The sequence below is a fragment of the Bacillus sp. CBEL-1 genome (assembly GCF_004348885.1).
Lineage (GTDB): Bacteria > Bacillota > Bacilli > Bacillales > Bacillaceae_H > Priestia > Priestia aryabhattai_A.
Map to the genome: position 1 here is coordinate 66,236 of NZ_SBIM01000013.1, position 22,286 is coordinate 88,521.

General features: G+C 34.7%; 23 protein-coding genes and 1 riboswitch. Of the genes, 5 read left to right on the forward strand and 18 right to left on the reverse strand.

Going from position 1 to position 22,286, the window contains the following annotated elements; translation table 11 throughout:
* Positions 1-36 precede the first annotated feature (36 nt).
* The 8 genes from EPL02_RS10340 to EPL02_RS10380 all read right to left on the reverse strand — a co-directional run bounded on the left by EPL02_RS10340 (position 37) and on the right by EPL02_RS10380 (position 8,021).
* Positions 37-1,629 (reverse strand): sodium:solute symporter family transporter, encoded by a 1,593-nt coding sequence (locus tag EPL02_RS10340; protein ID WP_094910135.1) that lies wholly within the window; start codon positions 1,627-1,629, stop codon positions 37-39.
* A 100-nt stretch (positions 1,630-1,729) separates the two neighbouring features.
* The gene (locus EPL02_RS10345; protein ID WP_131887626.1) at positions 1,730-2,746 is read right to left on the reverse strand and encodes a nuclear transport factor 2 family protein; all 1,017 of its coding nucleotides are present in this window, start codon (positions 2,744-2,746) and stop codon (positions 1,730-1,732) included.
* A 194-nt stretch (positions 2,747-2,940) separates the two neighbouring features.
* Positions 2,941-3,414: a hypothetical protein gene (locus EPL02_RS10350; protein ID WP_094910137.1), complete on the reverse strand. Its 474-nt coding sequence runs from the start codon at positions 3,412-3,414 to the stop codon at positions 2,941-2,943.
* A gap of 14 nt (positions 3,415-3,428) precedes the next feature.
* On the reverse strand, positions 3,429-3,860 hold the full coding sequence (locus EPL02_RS10355; protein WP_094910138.1) for a hypothetical protein: 432 nt from the start codon (positions 3,858-3,860) through the stop codon (positions 3,429-3,431).
* 29 nt (positions 3,861-3,889) lie between these two features.
* Positions 3,890-5,005, reverse strand: a complete 1,116-nt coding sequence (locus EPL02_RS10360) for an MBL fold metallo-hydrolase (protein WP_131887627.1) — start codon at positions 5,003-5,005, stop codon at positions 3,890-3,892.
* 216 nt (positions 5,006-5,221) lie between these two features.
* Positions 5,222-5,704 (reverse strand): DinB family protein, encoded by a 483-nt coding sequence (locus tag EPL02_RS10370; protein ID WP_286175397.1) that lies wholly within the window; start codon positions 5,702-5,704, stop codon positions 5,222-5,224.
* 346 nt (positions 5,705-6,050) lie between these two features.
* Positions 6,051-6,407 carry a DoxX family protein gene (locus EPL02_RS10375; RefSeq protein ID WP_119542747.1) on the reverse strand — a complete coding sequence of 119 codons (357 nt, stop codon included), beginning with the start codon at positions 6,405-6,407 and terminating at the stop codon, positions 6,051-6,053.
* 684 nt (positions 6,408-7,091) lie between these two features.
* Positions 7,092-8,021 (reverse strand): DUF3231 family protein, encoded by a 930-nt coding sequence (locus EPL02_RS10380; protein ID WP_353653414.1) that lies wholly within the window; start codon positions 8,019-8,021, stop codon positions 7,092-7,094.
* A gap of 258 nt (positions 8,022-8,279) precedes the next feature.
* Between EPL02_RS10380 and EPL02_RS10385 the strand changes: the two genes are divergently transcribed.
* The gene (locus EPL02_RS10385) at positions 8,280-8,738 is read left to right on the forward strand and encodes an NUDIX hydrolase (RefSeq protein ID WP_094912969.1); all 459 of its coding nucleotides are present in this window, start codon (positions 8,280-8,282) and stop codon (positions 8,736-8,738) included.
* A 491-nt stretch (positions 8,739-9,229) separates the two neighbouring features.
* Here EPL02_RS10385 and EPL02_RS21270 read toward each other — a convergent pair whose 3' ends face one another.
* The 4 genes from EPL02_RS21270 to EPL02_RS10405 form a co-directional block, all read right to left on the reverse strand.
* Entirely contained in the window at positions 9,230-9,448 is a 219-nt protein-coding gene (locus EPL02_RS21270) for an Lrp/AsnC ligand binding domain-containing protein (RefSeq protein WP_094912968.1), read from the reverse strand.
* Between the two features lie 164 nt (positions 9,449-9,612).
* The gene (locus EPL02_RS10395) at positions 9,613-10,995 is read right to left on the reverse strand and encodes an LVIVD repeat-containing protein (RefSeq protein WP_094912967.1); all 1,383 of its coding nucleotides are present in this window, start codon (positions 10,993-10,995) and stop codon (positions 9,613-9,615) included.
* 381 nt (positions 10,996-11,376) lie between these two features.
* Positions 11,377-13,731, reverse strand: coding sequence for a M14 family zinc carboxypeptidase (locus tag EPL02_RS10400; RefSeq protein ID WP_094912966.1), 2,355 nt, complete (start codon positions 13,729-13,731; stop codon positions 11,377-11,379).
* Positions 13,732-13,855: 124 nt separating this feature from the next.
* Positions 13,856-13,964: riboswitch (SAM riboswitch) on the reverse strand.
* Between the two features lie 331 nt (positions 13,965-14,295).
* The gene (locus tag EPL02_RS10405; RefSeq protein ID WP_131887630.1) at positions 14,296-14,550 is read right to left on the reverse strand and encodes a DUF7660 family protein; all 255 of its coding nucleotides are present in this window, start codon (positions 14,548-14,550) and stop codon (positions 14,296-14,298) included.
* A gap of 272 nt (positions 14,551-14,822) precedes the next feature.
* On the opposite strand from EPL02_RS10405, the gene EPL02_RS10410 reads away from it, so the two are divergent.
* Positions 14,823-15,530 carry an IS6 family transposase gene (locus EPL02_RS10410; RefSeq protein WP_131887631.1) on the forward strand — a complete coding sequence of 236 codons (708 nt, stop codon included), beginning with the start codon at positions 14,823-14,825 and terminating at the stop codon, positions 15,528-15,530.
* Positions 15,531-15,734: 204 nt separating this feature from the next.
* Here the strand turns inward: EPL02_RS10410 and EPL02_RS10415 are convergent, their stop codons facing one another.
* The 4 genes from EPL02_RS10415 to EPL02_RS10430 form a co-directional block, all read right to left on the reverse strand.
* A complete protein-coding gene (locus EPL02_RS10415; protein WP_131887632.1) occupies positions 15,735-16,172 on the reverse strand; it encodes a GNAT family N-acetyltransferase in 438 nt (145 codons plus the stop codon).
* Between the two features lie 348 nt (positions 16,173-16,520).
* The gene (locus EPL02_RS10420; RefSeq protein WP_131887633.1) at positions 16,521-17,402 is read right to left on the reverse strand and encodes a PhzF family phenazine biosynthesis protein; all 882 of its coding nucleotides are present in this window, start codon (positions 17,400-17,402) and stop codon (positions 16,521-16,523) included.
* A 193-nt stretch (positions 17,403-17,595) separates the two neighbouring features.
* Positions 17,596-17,883: a hypothetical protein gene (locus tag EPL02_RS10425; protein ID WP_131887634.1), complete on the reverse strand. Its 288-nt coding sequence runs from the start codon at positions 17,881-17,883 to the stop codon at positions 17,596-17,598.
* Positions 17,880-18,179, reverse strand: a complete 300-nt coding sequence (locus EPL02_RS10430; RefSeq protein WP_131887635.1) for a DUF2089 family protein — start codon at positions 18,177-18,179, stop codon at positions 17,880-17,882. The genes EPL02_RS10425 and EPL02_RS10430 overlap by 4 nt, the downstream gene beginning before the upstream one ends.
* A 348-nt stretch (positions 18,180-18,527) precedes the next feature.
* Here EPL02_RS10430 and EPL02_RS10435 point away from each other — a divergent pair, with 348 nt between their 5' ends.
* From EPL02_RS10435 to EPL02_RS10445, 3 genes are all read left to right on the forward strand, one after another.
* Positions 18,528-18,956 (forward strand): MerR family transcriptional regulator, encoded by a 429-nt coding sequence (locus EPL02_RS10435; RefSeq protein ID WP_131887636.1) that lies wholly within the window; start codon positions 18,528-18,530, stop codon positions 18,954-18,956.
* A 430-nt stretch (positions 18,957-19,386) separates the two neighbouring features.
* Positions 19,387-19,971, forward strand: coding sequence for an ATP-dependent Clp endopeptidase proteolytic subunit ClpP (gene clpP, locus EPL02_RS10440; RefSeq protein ID WP_131888451.1), 585 nt, complete (start codon positions 19,387-19,389; stop codon positions 19,969-19,971).
* A gap of 16 nt (positions 19,972-19,987) precedes the next feature.
* Entirely contained in the window at positions 19,988-20,167 is a 180-nt protein-coding gene (locus tag EPL02_RS10445; RefSeq protein WP_131887637.1) for a hypothetical protein, read from the forward strand.
* Positions 20,168-20,330: 163 nt separating this feature from the next.
* Here EPL02_RS10445 and EPL02_RS10450 read toward each other — a convergent pair whose 3' ends face one another.
* A complete protein-coding gene (locus EPL02_RS10450; RefSeq protein ID WP_131887638.1) occupies positions 20,331-21,107 on the reverse strand; it encodes an SDR family NAD(P)-dependent oxidoreductase in 777 nt (258 codons plus the stop codon).
* A 147-nt stretch (positions 21,108-21,254) separates the two neighbouring features.
* Complete coding sequence (locus EPL02_RS10455; RefSeq protein ID WP_131887639.1) at positions 21,255-22,076, reverse strand: class I SAM-dependent methyltransferase; 822 nt, start codon at positions 22,074-22,076, stop codon at positions 21,255-21,257.
* Positions 22,077-22,286: the final 210 nt, after the last annotated feature.

Below are 22,286 nucleotides of genomic sequence, written 5' to 3' on the forward strand. Positions count from 1 at the left end.
CTATTACGTTCCATCTCTCACTTTTTCGCTTCCATTCTATAGCTGAATGAATATAAACAGCAAAACTTGTGCAATAAATAGTCCTATTAAAGCATAGGAATACTTATCTATTCCCCCTGGAATAATTGAGTGCCCGTATTCATCTGTCGTATTACCTTCTTCTATAAGTTTTGCTCTTTGACCATTAAACGTGAACTCTTCAAGCTCAATTTTCCTGCTGCTTTTTAAAAGATGGCTAGCAAGATAACCGATAGTAAATGTAATGATGCAACCAATTGGATAGTTCCAGAGCCAGTTTACGACGCCTAAATTTCCAATATAAATTGTAAGAAGAATCCCAGAGACAAACCCTATAGCTACGCCAGCATCGTTTGCTTTCTTTGTAAACATAGCCAGTAAAAACATGGCTAATATAGCTCCTGAAAAGTAAGATAGGTAGCTTCCCACCACTTTTAAGATCGATGCGGTAGTTCCGCTGAATGCTAATAAGGTAAACGCAATGAGTAATACCCCAAATACTAATGTAAAAGTCATTGAGACCTTTACTGAAGCTTGTTTCCCATTACTAACAAACTTTTCATAAATATCTTTAATAAACACAGTAGTTACAGAGTTTAATACTGAATCAATACTTGACATCGCAGCAGCGAATACGCCTGCCATGATTAATCCTAATATCCCTACAGGAATAGCATCAGCAATGAATGTAATCATCACGCTGTTAGAGTTATCAAACTTTTCACCATCGAAGTATACAAAAAGCAGTAAGCCAATAATCATAAATACAAAATACAAAATATTCATCACGAAGCCACTAATACAAATGGAGCGCTTCACTTCATTTATTGACTTGGCAGCGAACATTCGTTGAGTTTGCGTTTGATCGGTCGCATAATATTTAAGCCACATAAATAGTCCACCGATTAGAGCTACCCATACACCATTTTCTAACTTGGCATCAAAAGAGAAGTTTAGTGCATCGAGCTTCCCTTCTTCTTTTACTACTTTCATAGCATCAAAGAACCCTATGTCCATATTCATTAAGATAATAACAATGGTGGCAATAACTCCTCCCCAGAGAACACACATTTGAACGGCATCCGTCCAAATTACAGCTTTTATTCCCCCTAGTAACGTGTAAAAAATAGAAACAGCAACAACAAGGGGAACTACTACGGTTAGTGGCCAGCCTGTAAATGTTTGAATAACTAGAGAAGGGATAAATAAAAACGACCCAACTTGAATGACGTTTGAAACAATGAAACCTAACACGACTAGAAGTCTACTTTTCCCACCTAACCTCATTTCGATGTATTCATAAATTGAAGTTACTCGTAAATTATAGAAAAAAGGCAAGAAGATTGATAAGGTTAGTACTAATACAAGAGGTATACTGAAATTCAACATGAATGCGACTAAACCAGATTCATAAGCCCAGCCTGGTCCACCGATAAAGCCATTTGCACTTACAGTAGTAGCTGCTATCGATAAGGCAATAGGAAAAGTTGCAACGGATCTTCCACCTACAAAATAATCATCTTGATTGTCATTGTCCTTTCCCAACTTGTAACCCATAGTAACCAAAGCCAGCATATACACGGCGACAACAATTATATCTATTGAACTCATATGTTTATAAAACCCCCTCTTTTTGAATGCGGATTCAAACATTGTCAAAACCAATCTATTCTCTATAATGTTGATAAATCATTTCTACAGAATTAATGCATTAAACTAATTTAGGGTTCATAATTTCTTGCGTCCGTTGAATAATGTCGACACCTTGTTGTTTTAGCCAATACGGAATATCAATAAATACCCAGTTCTCTAAAAGCTTTTCTCCATCTCGATAATATACGTCTACTACCTGCATATCTGCGCGAATATTACCTCCTGGCAAACCTAGAAAACCTCCGGCCGGTGTATTTGAAAGGTTGGGCCATCCAAAAAAACAGGCAAAAGAACCTTCGGCAAAGCGACAGACATGTCCATTAAATTCTTTATCTTTAAGGTTATTTCGAAAAGGAAGTTGATGTTGTTTCTGATACCTTGGTATCGTATAACTGGCACCTATTCCTCCGGGACCGTACCAAATAATGTCCTCTGACCAGCTCCGCTCCAGTACGTGGGGAGGGCACCCGGCTTCTTCATTTTTATTTAGCTCAGATAAATCATTTACCATTTGATTAACAAGGTTTAACGTTTTAATTCCTTCTTCCGGATTAGCATCTTCAAATAAAAGACCATCGTGATTTTTTGGACCCGGATATACATAATATGTACCTGTCGATGGTGGTAAAGGATTAATACCAGCTTGAAGCATAAAGCCAATGATGTCTACAAATAGGCCGGTTTGAGTAATTTTTCCGTCTTCCACACAATTAAATTCTGCGTATCTTAAATTAATCATTTTTCCTGTTCTTGGAATACCAAGCCAATCCTCATCAAAGAGCCCCATAAAGTGCCCCATACTCATTACCCATTTCTCTCCACCAATTTCATTTGTTCCTGCTATAAATATATCTTGGCGACGCTGAAGTCTTTTTATTGATTTTAGTAGTGGTCTCCAAAACGATGTGACTACTGCATGACTTCCTTGCTGTTCTCGAAAAGGATATACGCCTCTCCAAAGGTAATTTTCACTTGTGTACTCTTTTAGTACGCCCTCTACATCCTTAAGTGAAGCTTTTTCAAGAGCCTCAAAGTAATTCATTACAATCTTTTTCTCATCTTGGTAATTATTCATTGCAACCTCCTTTTGAATGCGCATTCAAAATTATATAAAGTAACAAACCCTTATTTATATTGAATAATATCGAACTTCAAACGAAAAGTAAATATTAAATTTAGAATATTTATAATATTTAAATCAGAATGGAGATTCGTTTAAGAATTTCTAACGGTTTTTATTTAAATAAGCTACTATTAGTTAATAGTAGCTTATTTAAAATCATCTGGACACCAAACAGCAACTTCATCACCAGGTGCAGCTACCACAAGCCAGTCGCCGCTCATCCATTCTTCTCCCAGCTGCCAGCATTCATAATTAGGGTCGTGTCCGTTCACAAACAGTACTTTGTTAGACTCTAAGTGAATAATAAGATGTGGCGATTGATTCCCTAATTCAACTTTCACTACCTTTTCCCTACGCATGCTCCAAATATGCTGAAACTGTTCTTTCTCTGTTAAGTTAGGCACTTCCTCCTCGCACGATGGATAATCAGTTGGTTTGGGGTATAAATTCCAGGTAGTTTCAATTGATAAAACAAAGTCACTGTCTTCTTTTCTCCTGTAGTTGCTAAAGTTTAGAATCGTTGTTCCACTGTGAGGCCCAAACTTTATACCATCTACCTGGCTACCAATCAACAGGTGCTTTAGTACTTTTTCTGCTAAAAGCCGGTCTTCTCTTATCATATGTCATTCTCCTTTTATTGATTGAGTCGTTCGTTTTTATAACTAGGGCGCACCGCTTCTGGAATTCTAATAAACACGTGTTCAGGAATTCCAGGCATATCTTTGAGATATCGTTTAGCGGCAGATACTTCGTGTAAGAATTCCCAGTATACGATAAAAAAGTGATGTTCCGGTTCATAAATAAATTCCATCCATCCTTCTATTTGATGCTCATCTTGCTTATTAAATAAGTTCACACCTGAAAAGTTTTCAACTATTCCGTCTAAGTACTCTTCGTCATGACCTTCAATACAACTTTCAGACCAGTCAAACTTAAATTCCCCCCCATCAATACCATAAAACTTTAAATCTTCAAGGAGCTGCTTCTCCACTAAATCCTTTAACTTTGGTCCTAAAATATCCGCATGTCCTAACTCTTTATAGTTTGGCTTCATTGTCTCCTCCATTAGAAAATGCCCCTTTTGTTAGGGGCATTTCATTTATGCTTCTTTTTGTCATTTGTCCACCACTCGTTCACGCTGCTTGCTTTTTCACCACGAAGCAAAACCGTCTCTCCAAGCTCTGGAACAAGCAAGTTCACGTCTTTTTCTTTTGCTGTTTGAATGGCTCGTTCTATTGGATCTGTCCAGCTGTGATAGGCGAGGGTAAATGCTCCCCAGTGAATGAGCATCATCGTTTTCCCTTTTACATCAAGGTGTGCTTGAACCGACTCTTCTGGTTTCATGTGAACCCACGACCAGCGCGGATCGTACTGTCCGCCTTCCATCAGCGTTAAGGTAAACGGACCGTATTTTTCTCCTACTTTTTTAAAGTGGGCGTCGTATCCACCGTCCCCGCTTGTATAAAAGCGCGTGTTTTTACCAAGGATAACCCAGCCACCCCAAAGTGTGGAATCACGGTTCAATACGCCTCTTCCAGAGAAATGCTTAGAAGGAGTAAAAGCTAGTGTTATACCTCCTAATTCTACCTCGTCCCACCAGTTCAGCTCAGTAATGCTGTGTGAAGAAACGCCCCATTTCATTAAGTGAGCGCCTACACCAAGCGGCACAAAAAAGTGCTTTACCTTGTGCTTAAGCTTTTTAATCGACGAATAATCAAGGTGGTCATAATGATCATGCGTTAATAAAACTGCATCAATTGGTGGCATTTCATCAATGATATGTAAAATATCTTGGCTATAGCGCTTGCTTCCAATGAAGGATACAGGCGAAGCTGTAGGACCAAGCATTGGGTCAATAAGTAGTTTTTTATTGTCAATGCTTAGTAAAAAAGCGGAATGACCAAACCAAGTAAGGCTATCTTCCCTACTTTTCACCTTTTCCCAGTCAATCTTGTTCATAGAAAGCTGGTTTCTTGGACTCCGTTCCTGCTTTTTGTTCATAGAGTCCTTTATAAACGACAGAATGTCAGCTGCGCTCATTTTCATGTTAGTAGGCACCGTATTTTTAAACTTGCCATTTTCATAATGAGGAAACCGTTCATAGGCTTCTTTTTGTAATTTGGTTGGGTTTGCCCCGAACGTTGGATGGACATTAATAAACAGCACAATACCAACGATTAATAAAATTAGAAATAACAATACGTACGCCATGGTTGTTTGCCTCCATTAGTAAACCAAATAGGTTGTGAACCTATTATAGATGGAATATTAATGAAGAAGCAATTTATCTTCCTTGTAACAAGAATAAATTTACATATGGCTTTGTTTTTCAACAATATATTGCCTATGTTTCCAAATGAGTTTACAGTTAAACCAGTGAGGAGCCAACCGAATAAAACGAGCGGAATAACAAGCAACTACCTCATTTCACTCTAACACCAAAATATCCGTATTTTCAGGGGTGTAACCCAGCAGCCGTAGCATAATCACAATTTGTCCTTTATGATGAAATTCATGAGTGATGGAATGAATTAGTAGTTGGCGAGGTGTCTTTCTTACCACTTCACTAGTAGTTTTCCAAGAAGGCTCTCTTTCGATAAGCTCATCAAATGTATCTGTGGCATTTCTGATTACTTCTTCTACATATCTATCAGCCTTTTGAAAATAACGTTCAATATCCTCTACTCGCATAGTGTGAATAGCTTCTTTCGTTAGTAGCGGTGAGGATGTTTTTAAAAGCACAAAAGAACCCAACCATGCATGGTAGCACCCAGCTACATGAACTAAAGAGTCTCTGATGCTTTGAAATCCAAATTCAAACTCTTTCCTAAATTCAGCTTCGTTTAGTTCTTTACATTGATCCAGTAAAATCTGCCGCGTTTTCTTTACCCACTCGTATTCTATTTCCAACAAAACCTCACCTCTTTAGTAAATTGTATAATTTATCCTTACTATACACTAATTTGAAATAATTAAAAGGTCTATTAAGTTAGCACTAATTATATGTAAAATATAGAAAATATGTTATTATATAGTTATTATTTTCTTAGATAACATGTTGTGTAGGAGTTGTAAAGCACTATGATTTTTTTAATATTTGGGTTTCTCGCAATTATGGTCACTTTATTTTCAATAGAATCAAACCTGCGAAAAACAGTAAAACAAAATGATAGGATGATTGAATTGCTTGAAAAGCAGAATAGAGAATGAAAAAAGCCGCTAGTCGAAACTCGCGGCTAACATTGCATATTAATGTTTATAAAAACGGTATGGAATCAAAATTCAGTACAAATACTACTACCGCTAGTGCTAAGAGAATAATAGGAACAACCACTTTTGAAAACGAATCTTTTGCACGAACTAAATGCGTATAGATTGCACCGAGCATCGTCACTCCCAATACAAACGCACCAATTGCGGAAAGACTTTCATACCAAACTCCCCATACGATGACAATAGCTCCAACAACTTCTACAAATCCTGTGAATTTTCGGAACCCACTCGAAAAGCCATAGCGCTCAAACTCACTAACCATGTCCTGGGAATAAAACTTCATAAAACCAAAAAATAAAAAGCCAACTCCCAAAATAAACTGCAGTACCGTTGATAGCATAACCACTCACTCCTTCTCCATTTTAAGTCAAAGCCTAAAACTTTTTGAAAAGAGTTTTTCAGCGTAGTAAGCATCAAATCCTATAAAGTAAGAATAAAGACAGAAGCTACTTGTAAAAGTAAATCTTCTTAGTTACATTATATGAGTAAATTGTTAGAACAATGTGTATGAGGGCTTGATTTTTTTAAATAGATTTTCTGCTATATAAGCTGTTTTTATATAAGCTGACAACTAGATAAGTTTTACTTTATGTTTCCTTTTAGTGACTATAATCAAGTTTGTAAAAAAAAGCAAGATTAACAGCTGAAACAATAATACTTCCTACCTTTTTCTTTTTCTTAGGGAATATTTTTTCTAACCAACTTACTGCCATTGGCGTATGTTCAGGTTGTGAGTTAACTCTTTCTAAAAACCATTCATACTCTGGATTATTTCATCGGTTAAAAGTTCTGTGTTTTTCGTTCTACTTTTATAGTTAAGCTTTGCTAATCTTTGAGGTAACTAAAGCCTATTATCTCACTTGAAACACCGAGATAGTAGGCTTTCTTATACTTGGATTTCCTTAACGTTGTAACTCCGCACTTTTCTGACGCTACCCTATCTTAAACATTTATAAAAAAGTAAAAACTTTCGTTAATTATTAGGTAACTCTTTACGATCATCCGCCTCTGGTAGTTTTTCTATCTACCCTTTTTTAATCATAATTCTCCCAAAAGATGAGATCGTTTTCAAATCCCGAAAAATAGAGGCGTCACAATGTCCAGCTACATCTATCCTCATGCTTGTTACCATAGCTGCAGCATAATACGTGGGGGCTAAATTAAATAAAAATCCAGTATGAAACACCATTAATTTATCTGAAAAAGGAGCTACATCAGAATTTGTAATTTCATTGTCTAATAATTGGGGAGGTTTAAGGTTTTCATCCTGAAGGACAGAAGAGAAAATATTTATATTTTTATTAACTGTATGTAAACAATCATCCATGAACTTATGAATGTCTTTATCCTTAATTACCTGTTTAAACCCAATGACGAGAGCCTTAGCCGCAATACTCTTTTCTAGATTTAAAAAGATGTTTCCTGCTTCCCTTGAATTTAAAGGTCTTTTATCTCCGAATAAATCCATAACATATCCTATCTCTGTAACTAATTGACTCCTTTGAGATGTAGAAAAATAGGGAGCTCGTTGATAAATCCCTTTGGATAAAAGGATTTCGATCGACTTATTATAAATCTCCATAGCATCGATGTTACATTGGAAATAATGATCTCGTATATCTTTTCTGGCCGACACACTAAAAGATATACTATATCCAGCTAACCCGTGCATTGTCATCTCATGCATGTAGCCTAACCAAAACACATCTGTAAACAGAGGGGGAGCATCTACATTTACATCTTTTTCAGTAAATCCTTTCGGTGGCTCCAGCTTTTCAGATTTAAAAATATTTCTAAGCACTTTTAAATGCTTCTCGGATATCCCTAGGGTAAATTCAAATAGAGAAGAAATTTCAGGGTCCTTAACCGTTGCCAACACGTATTTGCTAATACAAACAGCCATTGTATCTTGAATATATTGTGTGCATAAAGTTGTAATTCTGAGGACGTTAATCTCATTTTATTATCCAAATCTGTTACCTCCAATACTATATAAACTTATAGTATTGTGCTCCAAATTCTTACATTTAACAGGATTTTCATATTCATAACAAAGGCCAACATTGTTAATTTGGCATCTAACTGGAATTTTAAAGTCTTGTAATAGATTTGAATTTATCATCCGTAAAAGTATACTTTTACGGGATTTTTATTTGATGTTTGATTGTCCTTATATGATAATCTTAAGAGAATGAGAAAAGGATGGTAAACAATGAACTTTAAATATACAGTTTGTTTTATTAAACGAGACAATAAAATCCTTATGTTAAATCGAGAAAAAGAACCTATTATGGGGGTGTGGAATGGAGTTGGAGGTAAGATAGAGAAAAATGAATCCCCTGAACAAGCTGCGCTCCGTGAAGTTTGGGAAGAAACAACTATTCAATTAAGTGGTTTTATATCTCAAGGAGTTGTAACATGGTTAACTCCTGAAGGTAAAGTAGATGGAATACACGTTTTTCTTGGAGAATTAGACACCCTTTTTACATACGATACACCAATAAAAACCCGAGAAGGCATTTTAGATTGGAAAGATATTGATTGGATTTTAAACCCTAATAATCTTGGCATACCAGAAAAAATCCCACACTATTTACCAACATTACTAGCTCATAAAGGAAATCATTTATTTACATACAGGCAAAATAAAATGGTCCATCAAAAATTATAACTATTATAGAAACCAGTTGACGTAATGTGGGTTCTAGGTAACACTTTAATCTAATAATTCCATTTCTTTTTCCTATAGTAACCATTGGAAAAATAATTAAAATTATGTCAACTCAAAAAGAAAAAGCCTGTATCTAAAAAAGATACAGGCTTTTTCGCGTACTGTTTAGGAACTTGTTTGCCCTTGTGAGACCCTTTCGTTATGTATATCGATTCATAACCAAAGTGCCTTGTGCAAAATACGAATGTCTACTTTTAATTTGAGGTAATACGTTTGTTGAAGTCGCTGTTATTTTTTTCAAAACGAATCAGTCCCTTCATAAATTAAGTATTTACCTTTTCACAACAACCAATAGTAATAATATTAGTTTCATATTATATGTGTACCACATGTTTTAAAATTGAAACGTTAATCATACAAATTCTTTGGATTTTTTTCTTTCTAATGAAACGATTCATTGATATTAAAAGGTGAATAACAAAAAAAGTTACCTAATTTATCTCTGATTTTAAATTCTTATTTAATGCCTCGGAAAAGTTCTCGTCAATTTGAATTTCGGAAAAAATAAAATAAGTAACTGTATGAGTAAAAGAGGAAATTGAATCAATAAATTCTTCTATTTCTTTCATGGATAAAGCAGTTAATTTAATAATATAGCATGCTTTTCCTGCAATACGGTAACAAAAAACAGCGTTCGTACAATTCTGTATTTTAGTCTAATAGTAAAAAATTCAAAACCGTTGACATCATCCCCATCACTATTAATTCGGCGATTTAGATTGTTAGAAAACCCTAAAATAAAAGCAAAAAGGCTGTTCAAAAAATAGCAACTACTTTACGAACAGCCTTCAATATTTACTTTAATACGGTTTTCTTACTTATTATTCTTTTGTAAAACTTTTAAACCTGAGCCCATGTCAGATGCGAGCACATAGTTCTGATCGACAAAAACTCCCCAGATGTTCGCATTGGCAGGAACATATTTCCCGATTTGCACAGGTTTACTTGGATTCGAAATATCAACAGCTCTAACTCCACCTGCATAGTGAGAAAGATACAATGTATTTCCTTGTACTTTTGGATCGTGTACCGTTTTGCCAAACGTTACTTGCTTATTCGGGTCTTCTGAAATATCTTCTGTTAGATCGGTTTTAAATTCACTTAGTAGTTTTGGATTTGTTTTATCTTTAATGTCAAAAATTCTTGTGTAACCATAAGATTGTTCGTAGCCTTCCTTAATTGGAGCATATACTTCTCTTGTTTCAACGAGTACCGTGCCGCCTTTAGCAAGTGCAGCCGAGTGTGCAGAACCTTGTTGATTTGAAGCAAAAGTTGTTCTTCCCTCATATTTTACGTTTTCAGGATCTGAGATATCTAAAATAATTGTTCCAAGGTCCCAGAAAGAAAGAAAGGCTGTTTTTCCTGTTTCATCCGCATAAGCGCTATGGTTGAATACCGGTCTTTTCTTGCCGTCTGGCGCGTTCCAGTTGTATCCGTCAAAGTCTTCACTCACTTCTGGAAGTGAACGTGGATCAAACTCGTAAAGCTTCTTTGGTTCAGCTGGATTTGTCACATCAACAAGCTGGAAGTCCTTCTCTTTTCCATGAGAATAGTAGTCTGCATAAGGATTTGCAGCAAGAACCAATACACGATCCCCTTGCGTTGTTAAGTATAATTCATGTGTGCCTTTTGTTTTCTTTGTTACTTCATAGAATCCTAACTTCTTAGGTTTATATGAATCGGTTACGTCGTATAAAAGAAAACCGCCCTTAGAATTTGGGTTTTTAACGTCCAGCTGCTGAACAGAAACAACAGCTAAATCTCCTTTAAATGATTTTGTGTTGACTGTTTTAACGATTACTTTTTCCTGCCAAGTTCCAGGAATGTCTTGATCTGCGAAAACAGCAACCTCTTTAGGATTGGATGGGTCTTTTAAGTCAAACACACGAACTCCGCCGTTTCCTCCCCCAGAAGTGTGTGTACCCGTGTAAGCAAATCCTTTATGTGCATACACGTCCGCTGTGCTGTTCTTCACACCTTCTCTAATTTCTTTCAAAGGTACAGTCGCCGCTTCGTGCAAATATCTTAAGTTTTTGCTTCCTTCTGTAACAGGAACAGAATTAATCTCATCAGGGTTACGCTCGCCTTTTTCAATGTTGATGTCTCCAAGTTCATCGTGCGCATATGTAACAGGTAAGATAGACGAAACTGTTAACCCCGTGATTAGCGCTGTACTTAACAAAAATTTTCTTTTCAAAAGAATTCCTCCTTCGATTTTCTATAAACCTCATAATAAATAGATGATTGAATTGTCCATGATTCAACACTGTTGGCTGAAAATCCAGCACTGATACTATTCTCAGTTGAACGCTGTTTCTTAAATAACCGGATTCCCATGTAGATCTTTCAGATTTTTTAACAAAGTAACTGATTATACTTATCCTTTCCTAAAATAAATAAAGGCACCAATTCCTACTTGAAAGTAGAATCTGGCGCCTTCGGTGTTCCGGTTAGCGTATTTTTTAAGTTATCTGTATTCTATAACAAACTATTCTTATAAGTCAACTTGGTTTTGTTTATTTTTAGAAATTTTTAAAATCTTTTTCGATTCCTATGAATGTATAATAAAATATTCGGTTTAGTGAATGCTATTAGACAACAATCTGAACAAATAATCCGTATGATTTCTAAACCCTGCCTCAATACCAATCAGCGTCACAGGTTTTTCTTTCTCATGTATAATTACCGCCTGTCCTTTTGCATTGTTTCTATCCTTCCAATGTCCTGCTACAAAGAAGTCGTCGCTGTTAGCAAAAGTTGCAGCTACGTTCACATTGTCTGTGTTCGTGTACCAGACAGGACTGTATACGAAACCGATATCCTCTTGTTTATAGCCGGCTGTTAACGGTGAATTTTTATATTCAACGTTTACAATTCCATTGCTGCTTGAAAAGCCTCTGTTTACTTCAACATCTGTAAGTCCAGCTGCTTTCGCAATTTGAGATCCTCCAGCGCCTACTGCAATGAACTTACCTTTTCCTTGCACAAATTGATTCAATTTTTCATAAAACGCCTTTACTTCTTCTTCACTTGTTAGAGCAAACTCCTTGTTCGCTTCGCTTTGTTTATAAGACACGAGGCTTGCTGAACCACTATAAACAAAAGCATCGTAAGCACCTAACCCCTGATTTGCTACTTCTCTTGGATGTACTTCAGTCACATCAAACCCTAAACGCTCTAACGCTAGCTTTGTTCCAGCATGAGATTGAACTTTCCCTAATCCACCATCTTTTAGAATCGCAACCTTTTTCTTTTTAAGAGCAACAGCTTCATTTGGTATCTTTCCAGACTTTACAGATAATCCAGTTTTCTGAACCTCTCTTTGAATTTGCTCTCTATTTGCATCGGCATAGAAATTCCCTTTCGTATCTTTCTTAATGGAAACTCTTTGTTTTAAAAGTGAATTAACAAGAGAAACAGCTTCGACAGAAGTATTTGGGATAACGTATGGACCAGATCCGGTTACTTTTCCCGCATGAACTACCTTTTTCACTTGTGTTGATTTCACTTTAAGCTCTTCATGTGATTGGACTGCGTCGAAACCCCATAACTCAGGAAGATTCCAGGCAGAAATATCATACATAGCATCAATATCATTCGTGATGTCTTCACCATCCCACAGAAAAACGTTTGCTAAACCAGCTTTCGCTTGGTCCATATCTACTATATACGTTCCCTTTTCATAGCGGTTTCCATCCAAGGTAAAGGACTGATTACTTTTTTCCACCTTCACATCGTTGTCTACTAAATGCTGAACAGCCTTTAACACTACTGAATTATCTTCTTTGTTTTCTGGTATCACATAAGCTTCGGGATAGAAATGTTCTTCATTATTTGGATGTTCCCCTTTGGCCCCCCGAACAAAAACTTCAATCTGGTCACTAAGCATGCCCTGTTTATTTTGAAGAGCAAACTTCAATGCGCCTGAAACAGCATCGACTTGCCACTTCACACCATCCCAATCGTTTGTTGGCGCTTCAAGTGTATATCCATAGCCCCCATGCAGCATTGCATAAGCGGGTGTGTAAATCGGCGGATACACGTCCCATCCGGAGGCTGAATCTCTTAATGGAATATGCGTCCCCTCCATCGTTTGATAGAGTTCAGATTCGTAGTTTTCTCTTTCACTTACTAGTTCTGATTCCATCGCTTCCGCTTGTTTGTTCATCCATTTATATAACAGATCATATTCATAATTCGGGTTATGAGGAGGTGTTCCTGGAAGAATGAGGCCAGGATGTTTAGCAGCTCCCCTCTGTTTCACGTATCCATGAAGATCTAAGAGAAGTAACGGGTTATAATCTACAATTTGTTTAACCACCGCTTTTGTCTCTAGCTGCGATTGTGTTACAAAATCTCGATTTAAATCAACTCCCTCAGCGTTAAACCTTGTTGCATCTATTCTTCCATCTGGATTAGCATTGACATTTATAATTAACGTAAAATTTTTTAAAATCTCCTTCGTTTCCTTGTCGTTTTCATAACCAAAACGTTCAATCAGATCGATAACCGCATCCGTGCCTACGAACTCTGTACCGTGTATAGATGCATGAATTAATATGGGTGCTTTTACATCAGGATTATCTTTCAAATATTGCTGAGCTTTTACAGGGTTATCAGTCATTAGTTTACGGAGCGTTTTATATTTCTCAGCGGAACTCTTAGACTCTGAATCTTCTATCGTAACGGTATATAAGTCTTTGCCAGTAGATGACTTACCTGTAATACTTAGATTAACTCTGCTGCTTGTCTTTGCATAGTTAGTCAGTTTTTGTTTAAGTGCGTCATACGTTATGTAGTCGTATTTTTCTGTGTTGAACAGGCTATGTTTTCTTTCGCCTGACTTATTACTTTCTGCAAGTACATCAGCCGCTGGAAGTGCTCCAGTAAATAAAGAGAGGCTTAGTAATGTTGATATAATCGGTCGTTTCATTTTCATTCTCCTTCAGTATTTTGTTTTTATACAATGGCTTTGTCTTTAGAAATCCTCCTTTCTCCATACAAAAAAGCCCCTTTCCTAAGAAAGAGGCTTTGTATCATAAAGACAATATTCCTCTTCCTTATCTCCCAGCTCTAAAAGCTGCAAGAATTAGCACCGTGTCGAATCAATGTCGACCGGTTGCCGGGTTTCATCGGGCTTGTCCCTCCACCTGCTCTTGATAAAGAAGTAAATCTATGAAATTAATGTAAATTATATCCTAATCACACTTAGAGTCAATACACAAAAAGGAAAATGATACTTTTTGATTATATGTACTAAATACAGTAGTTCTTATTTCGTGGAAATCACAATGGTAGAAGATTAAAGCGTAAGCTACAACTGACCTATTTTTCATAAACATTCCACCTTGTATTTATATTCATAATCTAGATAATAACATTTATAGATAGATAAAGTTATTTAATTTATATAATCACCATTCTAGGTACCAAAAAGCATTAAATGAATTGAGGCCTCAAATGTATGGCTTCAATTCATCTCTTATAAAAACAAAAATTATTCATACATACTTGACGCATAAAGCATATCACTAATAGTCTTCCAAGATGGTTGCTTTGGTATTGGTTCATTTGAATTTAAATAAAGTCCTTCCATATCATTTACCCAAGCTTCCATAGCTTCTAAAAAATCTTCAAGAGTTACATTTTCCCAATCATCCTTGTTTATCTTTAGATCCATTCGCAAGTGATTTATGAATTTAATTAAATCATTTCGACTTTTTACTTTTTCTACTCTTTCGTATAATTCCATCTTAAAATCATCCTTTTTAGATTAAATAATGTTAGGAACGGTATCTATTTCTTTGGGAACGACTCTAAAAAATGTATTTGAGTACTCTGCTACTGTAGGTTGGCTCTTAGGAACTCTAATATTAATAGTTAATTCTATTTATACAGGCAATAACCTAAAAAAAGCAATACATAATTAAAGGTTCTGGTGCAAAAAACTAAAACCACCTGTAAGTAACCTCTAAATCTTGGACAAACTGATACTAGTACTCTAAAACGAAGTACGTGATCAGTATGAAAAAGGAAAATTTATTCAAATGGAAGCAGTATCAACCAGATATAATTTTGCTAACAGTAAGATGGTACCTACGTTACAGCCTCAGTTTTCGTGATTTGGTGGAAATGATGGAAGAACGCGGACTATCGATTGCTCATACAACCATTATGCGCTGGGTTCACCAGTATGGTCCTGAATTAGATGAGCGAGTACGGCGTCACCTTAAGCCAACCAATGATTCTTGGCGAGTCGATGAGACGTATGTGAAAGTCAAAGGTCAATGGATGTACCTCTATCGTGCCGTTGATTCAGAAGGAAATACGATTGATTTTTATTTAAACAAAACAAGAGATCATAAGGCTGCAAAGCGCTTCTTCAAGAAAGCTTTGCGGTCTTTTCATGTTTCCAAGCCCCGTGTGATCACAGTAGACAAGAACCCAGCCTATCCTATGGCGATTGAAGAGTTGAAGAAAAAGAAAAAGATGCCGGTAGGCATCCAAATACAGCAAGTAAACTATCTGAATAACATCGTAGAACAGGATCATCGATTTATTAAAAAACGAGTGCGCTCTATGTTAGGGTTAAAATCTTTTCGTACAGCTACATCTATTATTTGTGGAATAGAAGCGATGCATATGATAAAAAAAGGGCAACTTATTTCACGAGACAAGTCTGCCCAAAATCAAGTGGAGTTCATCCATGAACTATTTGGAATTGCTGCATAAGCACAGATTCCATTAGAAATCTATACGCCTCTTTCAATAAATGCAATCTTTGCACCAGAACCTGTATACTGTATACACATTAAGTTAACATAATATAAATTATCAATGTTCAACAATATTGAAAAATAAAAACTCAATGTAGGAATATAGTCTATTTGTCACTAATTAATTAGTTATTTCAACAGATATTTGTAAAAATATATCTCATATTGACTTACGGAAAGAATAGCACCATTTAGTATAATCAAGTTTTTCTTCATAAAACCTGTGTGCATTAGTTCGTTGAAGTCCTGATTCTAGGGCAACAAATTCAGCTCCTTTTTCCTTAGCCCATCTGTCTATAAAGTTTAACAGTTTATAACCATAACCTTTGGAGCGATGTTTTTCATCTGTTACTAGATCATATACAAAAACATATTTCTTATTATAAAAGTTCACTTGCAAACCTACTCCAGTTAATGCGATAATTCTATTTTCATCATACAGGGCAAAAAGTTTGTACCCATTTTGTTTCATCTGTGTTAAAAGTTCTAAAAAACTCTCTTCTGTTAAATCTGTGCGTAATTGCTTTAATACCGGGAATGCTTCTAAGTATTGATCTTGGTTAATCAACTCTATAATTTTTTCTGTTAAAGCTACCATGAGTTATCCCCCTCATTATCTAAACTATAAATTTTAATTACATATATATCTTAAAATATTGCTACTATCTATGATAAGGTAACAGTAAATATAATGTATTCCTTCACTTTCTAATGAGCACAGTACCAATTAACAGTACATAATAAAAAGCTCTTTTTATGTAAAATATTTGACTCATATACAGTAAGTTCTAGTTTATTTTATGTTTTATTAAATACTTATAATAGAATCAACCCAAGCTTAATGAATTATAATTTTTCACCTAAAAGCCTTATACCATGTAAATCTTCATTTTACATAAAATCGATTCCTGAATTTACTTTTAATTTTCTATCCAAAGTAAATTAATTATAAGAACCATTCGCCTTTGGCAATCTTTTCTACTTTTCCTCCTACATGAACATGAATTTTTTCATTATCACTCTTCGCTTTTAAAAATAATAAAGAAGGTCTTGAAATTTCGTATCCTTGTTCTACCCGAATATTAATTTCATCTTGTTCAAAGTAGCGATATTTGACTAGGTAAGCTGCCAGACAGCCATTAGCACTTCCAGTAGCTGCATCTTCAGGAACACCATAATAATCAGCAAAGTCTCTGACATTTATATGATTTTCAGAATTATATGTTTCTGGACAAAATACCATTATAGCTTTTGCATCAGTATGTTCAATCAACTCAAAGCATTTTTCTTTATTTATTTTCACACTTTTAACAGCTTCAAGAGATTTTAAAGGAACAATAATCACTGGGAGTCCTGTCGAAACCTCCTGAATAGGGAAACGATCGTCTATGTAATCTTTTTCTACATTTAATACCTCAGCTATTCTACTAATGTCTAAAACCCGGCTAAAAGTCGGTTCATTTTGTCTCATCCAAATAGTACCCTCTTGAATATCTGAAGTAACAGAAATTTGGCCAGCTTTAAAGTTTAGAGTGAGTTCATTAGAATCTTTTTCTTCCATTTCATTCTGAATGACATAAGCAGTACCTAAAGTAGGATGACCTGCGAAAGGAACTTCTTCATTAGGTGTAAAAATTCGAACGTCATATCCACCACGTTCTTTTGTGTTAGATAAAATAAAAGTAGTCTCTGAATAGTTGATTTCTTTGGCTATTTTTTGCATTTTTTTACCAGAAATATTCTTGACGTTTTTAAAAACTGCTAACTGATTTCCCGTATATTTTCCTTGGGCAAAAACATCGACGATTGTATAATTTAATGAATACATTGATAGTCTCCTTATTTTTTTAATATTTAAATAATACCATTATTTTCATTAAAATGATAAGTAGATAGCTATTTTTCATGAATAAGGTATTCATTTTCAGTTAACATAATCTAGATTTATCTGAAATAAAAAAAGCTAAGAAATTAACCCTTAGCTTTTTTATTCTTCTCAAACCTATATTCATTAACCACAATTAAAGATTTTGTAGCTCAATTCGATCTAATTCTTTTTGTCTTTTTTTCTTTAACTTTTCTCTACCTGATGTCCATATGCCTAAAAGTACAGTTAAACCTACAATAATCATCAGAAATGAAGAAAATTTATCATTTTCACTAACAAGTTTAGTGAAAAAGAAGCTTATAAAAATTATGTAACCTACTGGTAAGATCCCTCCAAGATAAGGATTGTTTCTAGTAGACAAATAATGTTGAGTACCCAACACTATAATTGTAATAAGAATCGAATTTAGATGATCAATCATTTTATATCCTTCTCCCCTTTATATTTCTCAATTATAACTTTTGCAACATCTAAACTAATGCGTTCATCTATAACAAATTCTTTAATCATATTGACGAACTCTACATCATCCTCTTGACTATGTACTTCAATTTTTTTTATTAGCCGATCTAGTTTGGCTCTTACAGTTGGATATGAAACATCATAAAGACTAGACATATTTTTTAGAGAGCCAGAATTTAATATAAATTTTCTAATAAACTCTAAAGACTCTTTATCTAGCGCAAGAATCCATGAAGGAATTTCTTCTCTTTCCATAAAAAACCACCTCCTGTATCAATAATATTAAATAAATATTAAATAAAATTCAAGTATTAATTTAAAAATACTTATTTCTACTTTAATTTTATTTATTGTTTTTCAGAAGGTAGAGCAATCTTTTTTTGAGAGATGAATATAATATTCATTTTTAGTTAACATAATGTTTCTATTAGAAACAAAAAGCTCTAAGACAGTAAATTTTCTAGGAAACGGTATAAATAAGAACCATTCTTTTAAAGAATGGTTCTTATTTTGGATATTAATTGAAATTATATGGAATAAATAGTAAGATAAACATGTGACAGTAAAGTGTAACTATTACATCTTAATGTAAAGGAGGCTTATATGAATATATACACAGCAAACGAGTTAACTGAAATGCTTCAAGAGTACGATTCTACTCTTAAATTACGCACAATTCGTTACTATACACAGTTAAGTTTACTTCCTCCCCTAGAGCTTGTTGGAAACAAACGTGTCTATACAGATAAACATTTAATATATGGTAAAGCGATTCTTACACTTACAAGAACTGGAGAGTCATTAGGCAATATTCATAATGTATTAAAAGATCTTTCCTTTAAAGATATTGAACGTGTAGCTCATCAGTTAGAGTTTATCAACTCTGAGAATGTCCTTCATCAAGAAACTCATCTAATAAATAACAGTGTAGCTATAACGTTGGATACAAATCTTTCTCCATCTATGAAACAAAAGGTTATTCAATCAGTTTCACAACTCTTTCCCAATGGAGACAATCATAATGGAAATTAAGTTAGCAAAAGAAAAAATGGAGAATGAAGAAGGGTTGAACTATGTACTGCTTCATCTCCAATGGAATGAAAATAAATATGTTTATACAATTGAAGTACATCATTCTCCTTATTGTTCTAAAGGCTTTAATTTTAATCAACTAAAGGAGAATGAGAGGGGAGCTCTAATAGTAAATCGTTTAGTTCAAAAGGAGTTTATTCTTTTTGAATTAAACACGGAAACATTTAATCCAGAATTAGTAGAAACTTTATCTGTTTCTGTTCACTTTGAGGGAAGTGATGGAATTAAAAAATCTATACAGCAATCAATAGCTATCCCTTTAGTTGATGAAAACGAAGCATATGATATACCTCTTAATAAAGAGGTAACAAACCTTGTAAATGAATTAGTAAGCAAAGATAATTTAAAGCTAATTACGGGAGGAAAAAGAATGAACTTAATTCCATATGTAGTCGAGCAAACAAGCCGTGGTGAACAATCTTATGATATTTACTCTCGTTTACTCAAAGATAGAATTATTATGTTAACAGGGGAAATCACTGATCAAGTCGCTAATAGTGTTATATCTCAATTATTATTCCTTGATGCAGACAATCCTGAAAAAGATATTAGTATTTATATAAATTCTCCAGGGGGATCTATCACCGCAGGAATGGCTATTTACGATACAATGCAACACATAAGAGCCGATGTCAGCACGCTGTGTATAGGACTAGCAGCTTCTATGGGAGCTTTTTTATTAGCTGGCGGTGTTAAAGGAAAACGGTTTGCACTCGGTAATAGTGAAATTATGATTCATCAACCATTAGGTGGTGCCAGAGGGCAGGCTTCTGATATCGAAATTAGTGCAAAAAGAATTTTGCGTATGAGAGAACACCTTAATGGAATATTAGCCGAACGAACAGGAAAAAGTGTAGAGGAAATTTCTAACGATACGGACCGAGATAATTTTATGCAAGCACAGGAAGCAGTAGATTACGGTCTTGTTGACCGTATTTTAATTAAGCAACCTTAATGAAGGGAGAAAAATGATGAGTGAAGAAAATAAATTATATTCTGTCGAAGTTTTAGATCTAAAGCGTAATGTTACGTACTATAGACAGTATGACGCTTTAACAATTGGAGAAGCTAAACAAAAAGCAAAAGCTGAGTTTATAGACGGTACAATTACATCTGTTTCCCTTTTAAAACCTGATGAAGAAAAACAATAACTATTTAGTTCCTTCCAGCTTATTAATATAGGTACGTGAAAGAGAGCCCTGAATATAATTCAGGGTCTTTTTTTATTTTATCGATGTTTGCTATATGAAAATTCAGTTAACATGAATGTAGCTTTTATCAGTAGTCATAAGCTGCATTGTTAGTTCTACAAGATTATGTAAATTTAAACCCAATTCCACCATCTACAATAATGTTTTGACCCGTAACAAAAGATGCATCATCAGAAAGTAACCATTTCACTGTTTTTGCTGCTTCGTATGGATCACCAACTCTCCCTAAGGCATTTAAGCTTTTATATGATTCATCTAGTTTTACCTTTTCTTCTGGAGACAAAGTTGAAAATTTTTCTTCCAGCATAGATGTACGAAATGCACCTGGACAAAGAGAATTAATTCTTATATTTTGATGGCCATATTCTTGAGCAACTGATTTCGTTAATGAGATAACGCCACTTTTTCCGGCAGCATAAACCCCAGTTCCTGCCGAACATAAGAGAGCATCCATTGAGGATGTATTCACGATGGCACCATTATTTTGTTTTGTCATTACTTGCAGCTGATACTTCATACAAAGCCATACACTCTTTAAGGTAACATTAATTAAATGATCAAAGTCTTCTTCCTTAAACTGATGGGTAGCAGCAGATGAAGCCTCTGTATTAGCTGCATTATTAAAGCCAATATCTATCTTACCAAATGTAGAATATGTTTGACTAACAAGATTCTTGACATCCTCACTAATCGTAACATCAGTTTTAATAAAAATAGAATTAGGTGACCACTTTTTTATTATAGAAAGGGCTTCTTCTCCCCTTTCAGCACTTCGAGAGGCTAGGACGACACACATGCCCTCTTTTGCTAATAATTCGGCTGTAGCCAAACCAATTCCCGAAGTCCCACCTGTAATGATCCCTACCTTTTCTTCAAACATATACTTCTCCCCTTTTGCATTCAATGAGATCCAAATAGATTAATTCTATTCAATTTTTGAATATCCTTTAGTGAAATACTATTTTAAGCTATATATGATATAGAAAGTTAGTTACCACAAAACGCATTACTGGTAAAAAAAGGACAACTATTTAGTTATCCTTTTTCTACCGATATAAAGTAAATGTGATGAAACTCCTAAAGTATAAGGGTCGGTTGCTGTTTTCTTTAAAAATTCAATTAATCGATTGAATTCGGCTTGTCCCTTATTTGTCCAGTAGTCCCATTGTTCTCTAGATAAAAGGGAACCAATACTAGATGATCCCACTAGACTTAATGTTTCAAATCCATTAGATTCCATAAAGGGATTAATTTCTTGTATATCAAAGTAATAAGCTCCTGTAAATCTTCCTTCATCCTGATGATTAAATTCACCTGTAGCAATAAACTCTTCGATGTGATCCATTGTATTATTAGGTTTCCACGTTTCTGGATGTAATAATGAAGAGAGAGTATGTCTAATTCTAGACATAAAGGCAACAAATACAACTCCTTCATGTTTTGTCACACGATATAGTTCTTTAACAGCAGCATCACGATCTTGTTCATTCTGTAGATGATACATTGGCCCCATCATCAAGGAAGCATCGAATTCGTTGTCTTTTAATAAATTTAAATCCTTTGCATCCATAATATGAAATCCATTAAATTTATTAAAAAGCTTAAGTTCTTTTGCCTTATTTTCAGCTACCTTTACTAATTTAGGAGTGAGATCAGTTAGCGTTACCTGAAATCCTTTCTCGGCTAGTTTCATTGCATATTTACCAGGACCAGCCCCATTATCTAATATACTGCCGTTTTCGGGTAGATACTTTTGTACATAATGCCAGTTTATTTGAAACTCCAAGGGTTCCCTATCTAAGCGCCCCCATTCATCAAATGTTGAGTAATAATCCATAACTTTGTTCATAAACAAATTCCCCTTCTATGTCTTATACAACTTCCAATAAATATAAGTATTATTTACTTTGTAGAATTTGTAAACTAGTGATTGATGTTATATACAAAGTTAATTAACATAATTTGAATTACGGGAAATTTACTACCTAGATATTATTGTGTGCTAAGGGTTCCCATAGTCTTGTAACATTAATTTGATTATCTTTGATATCTATTCTAT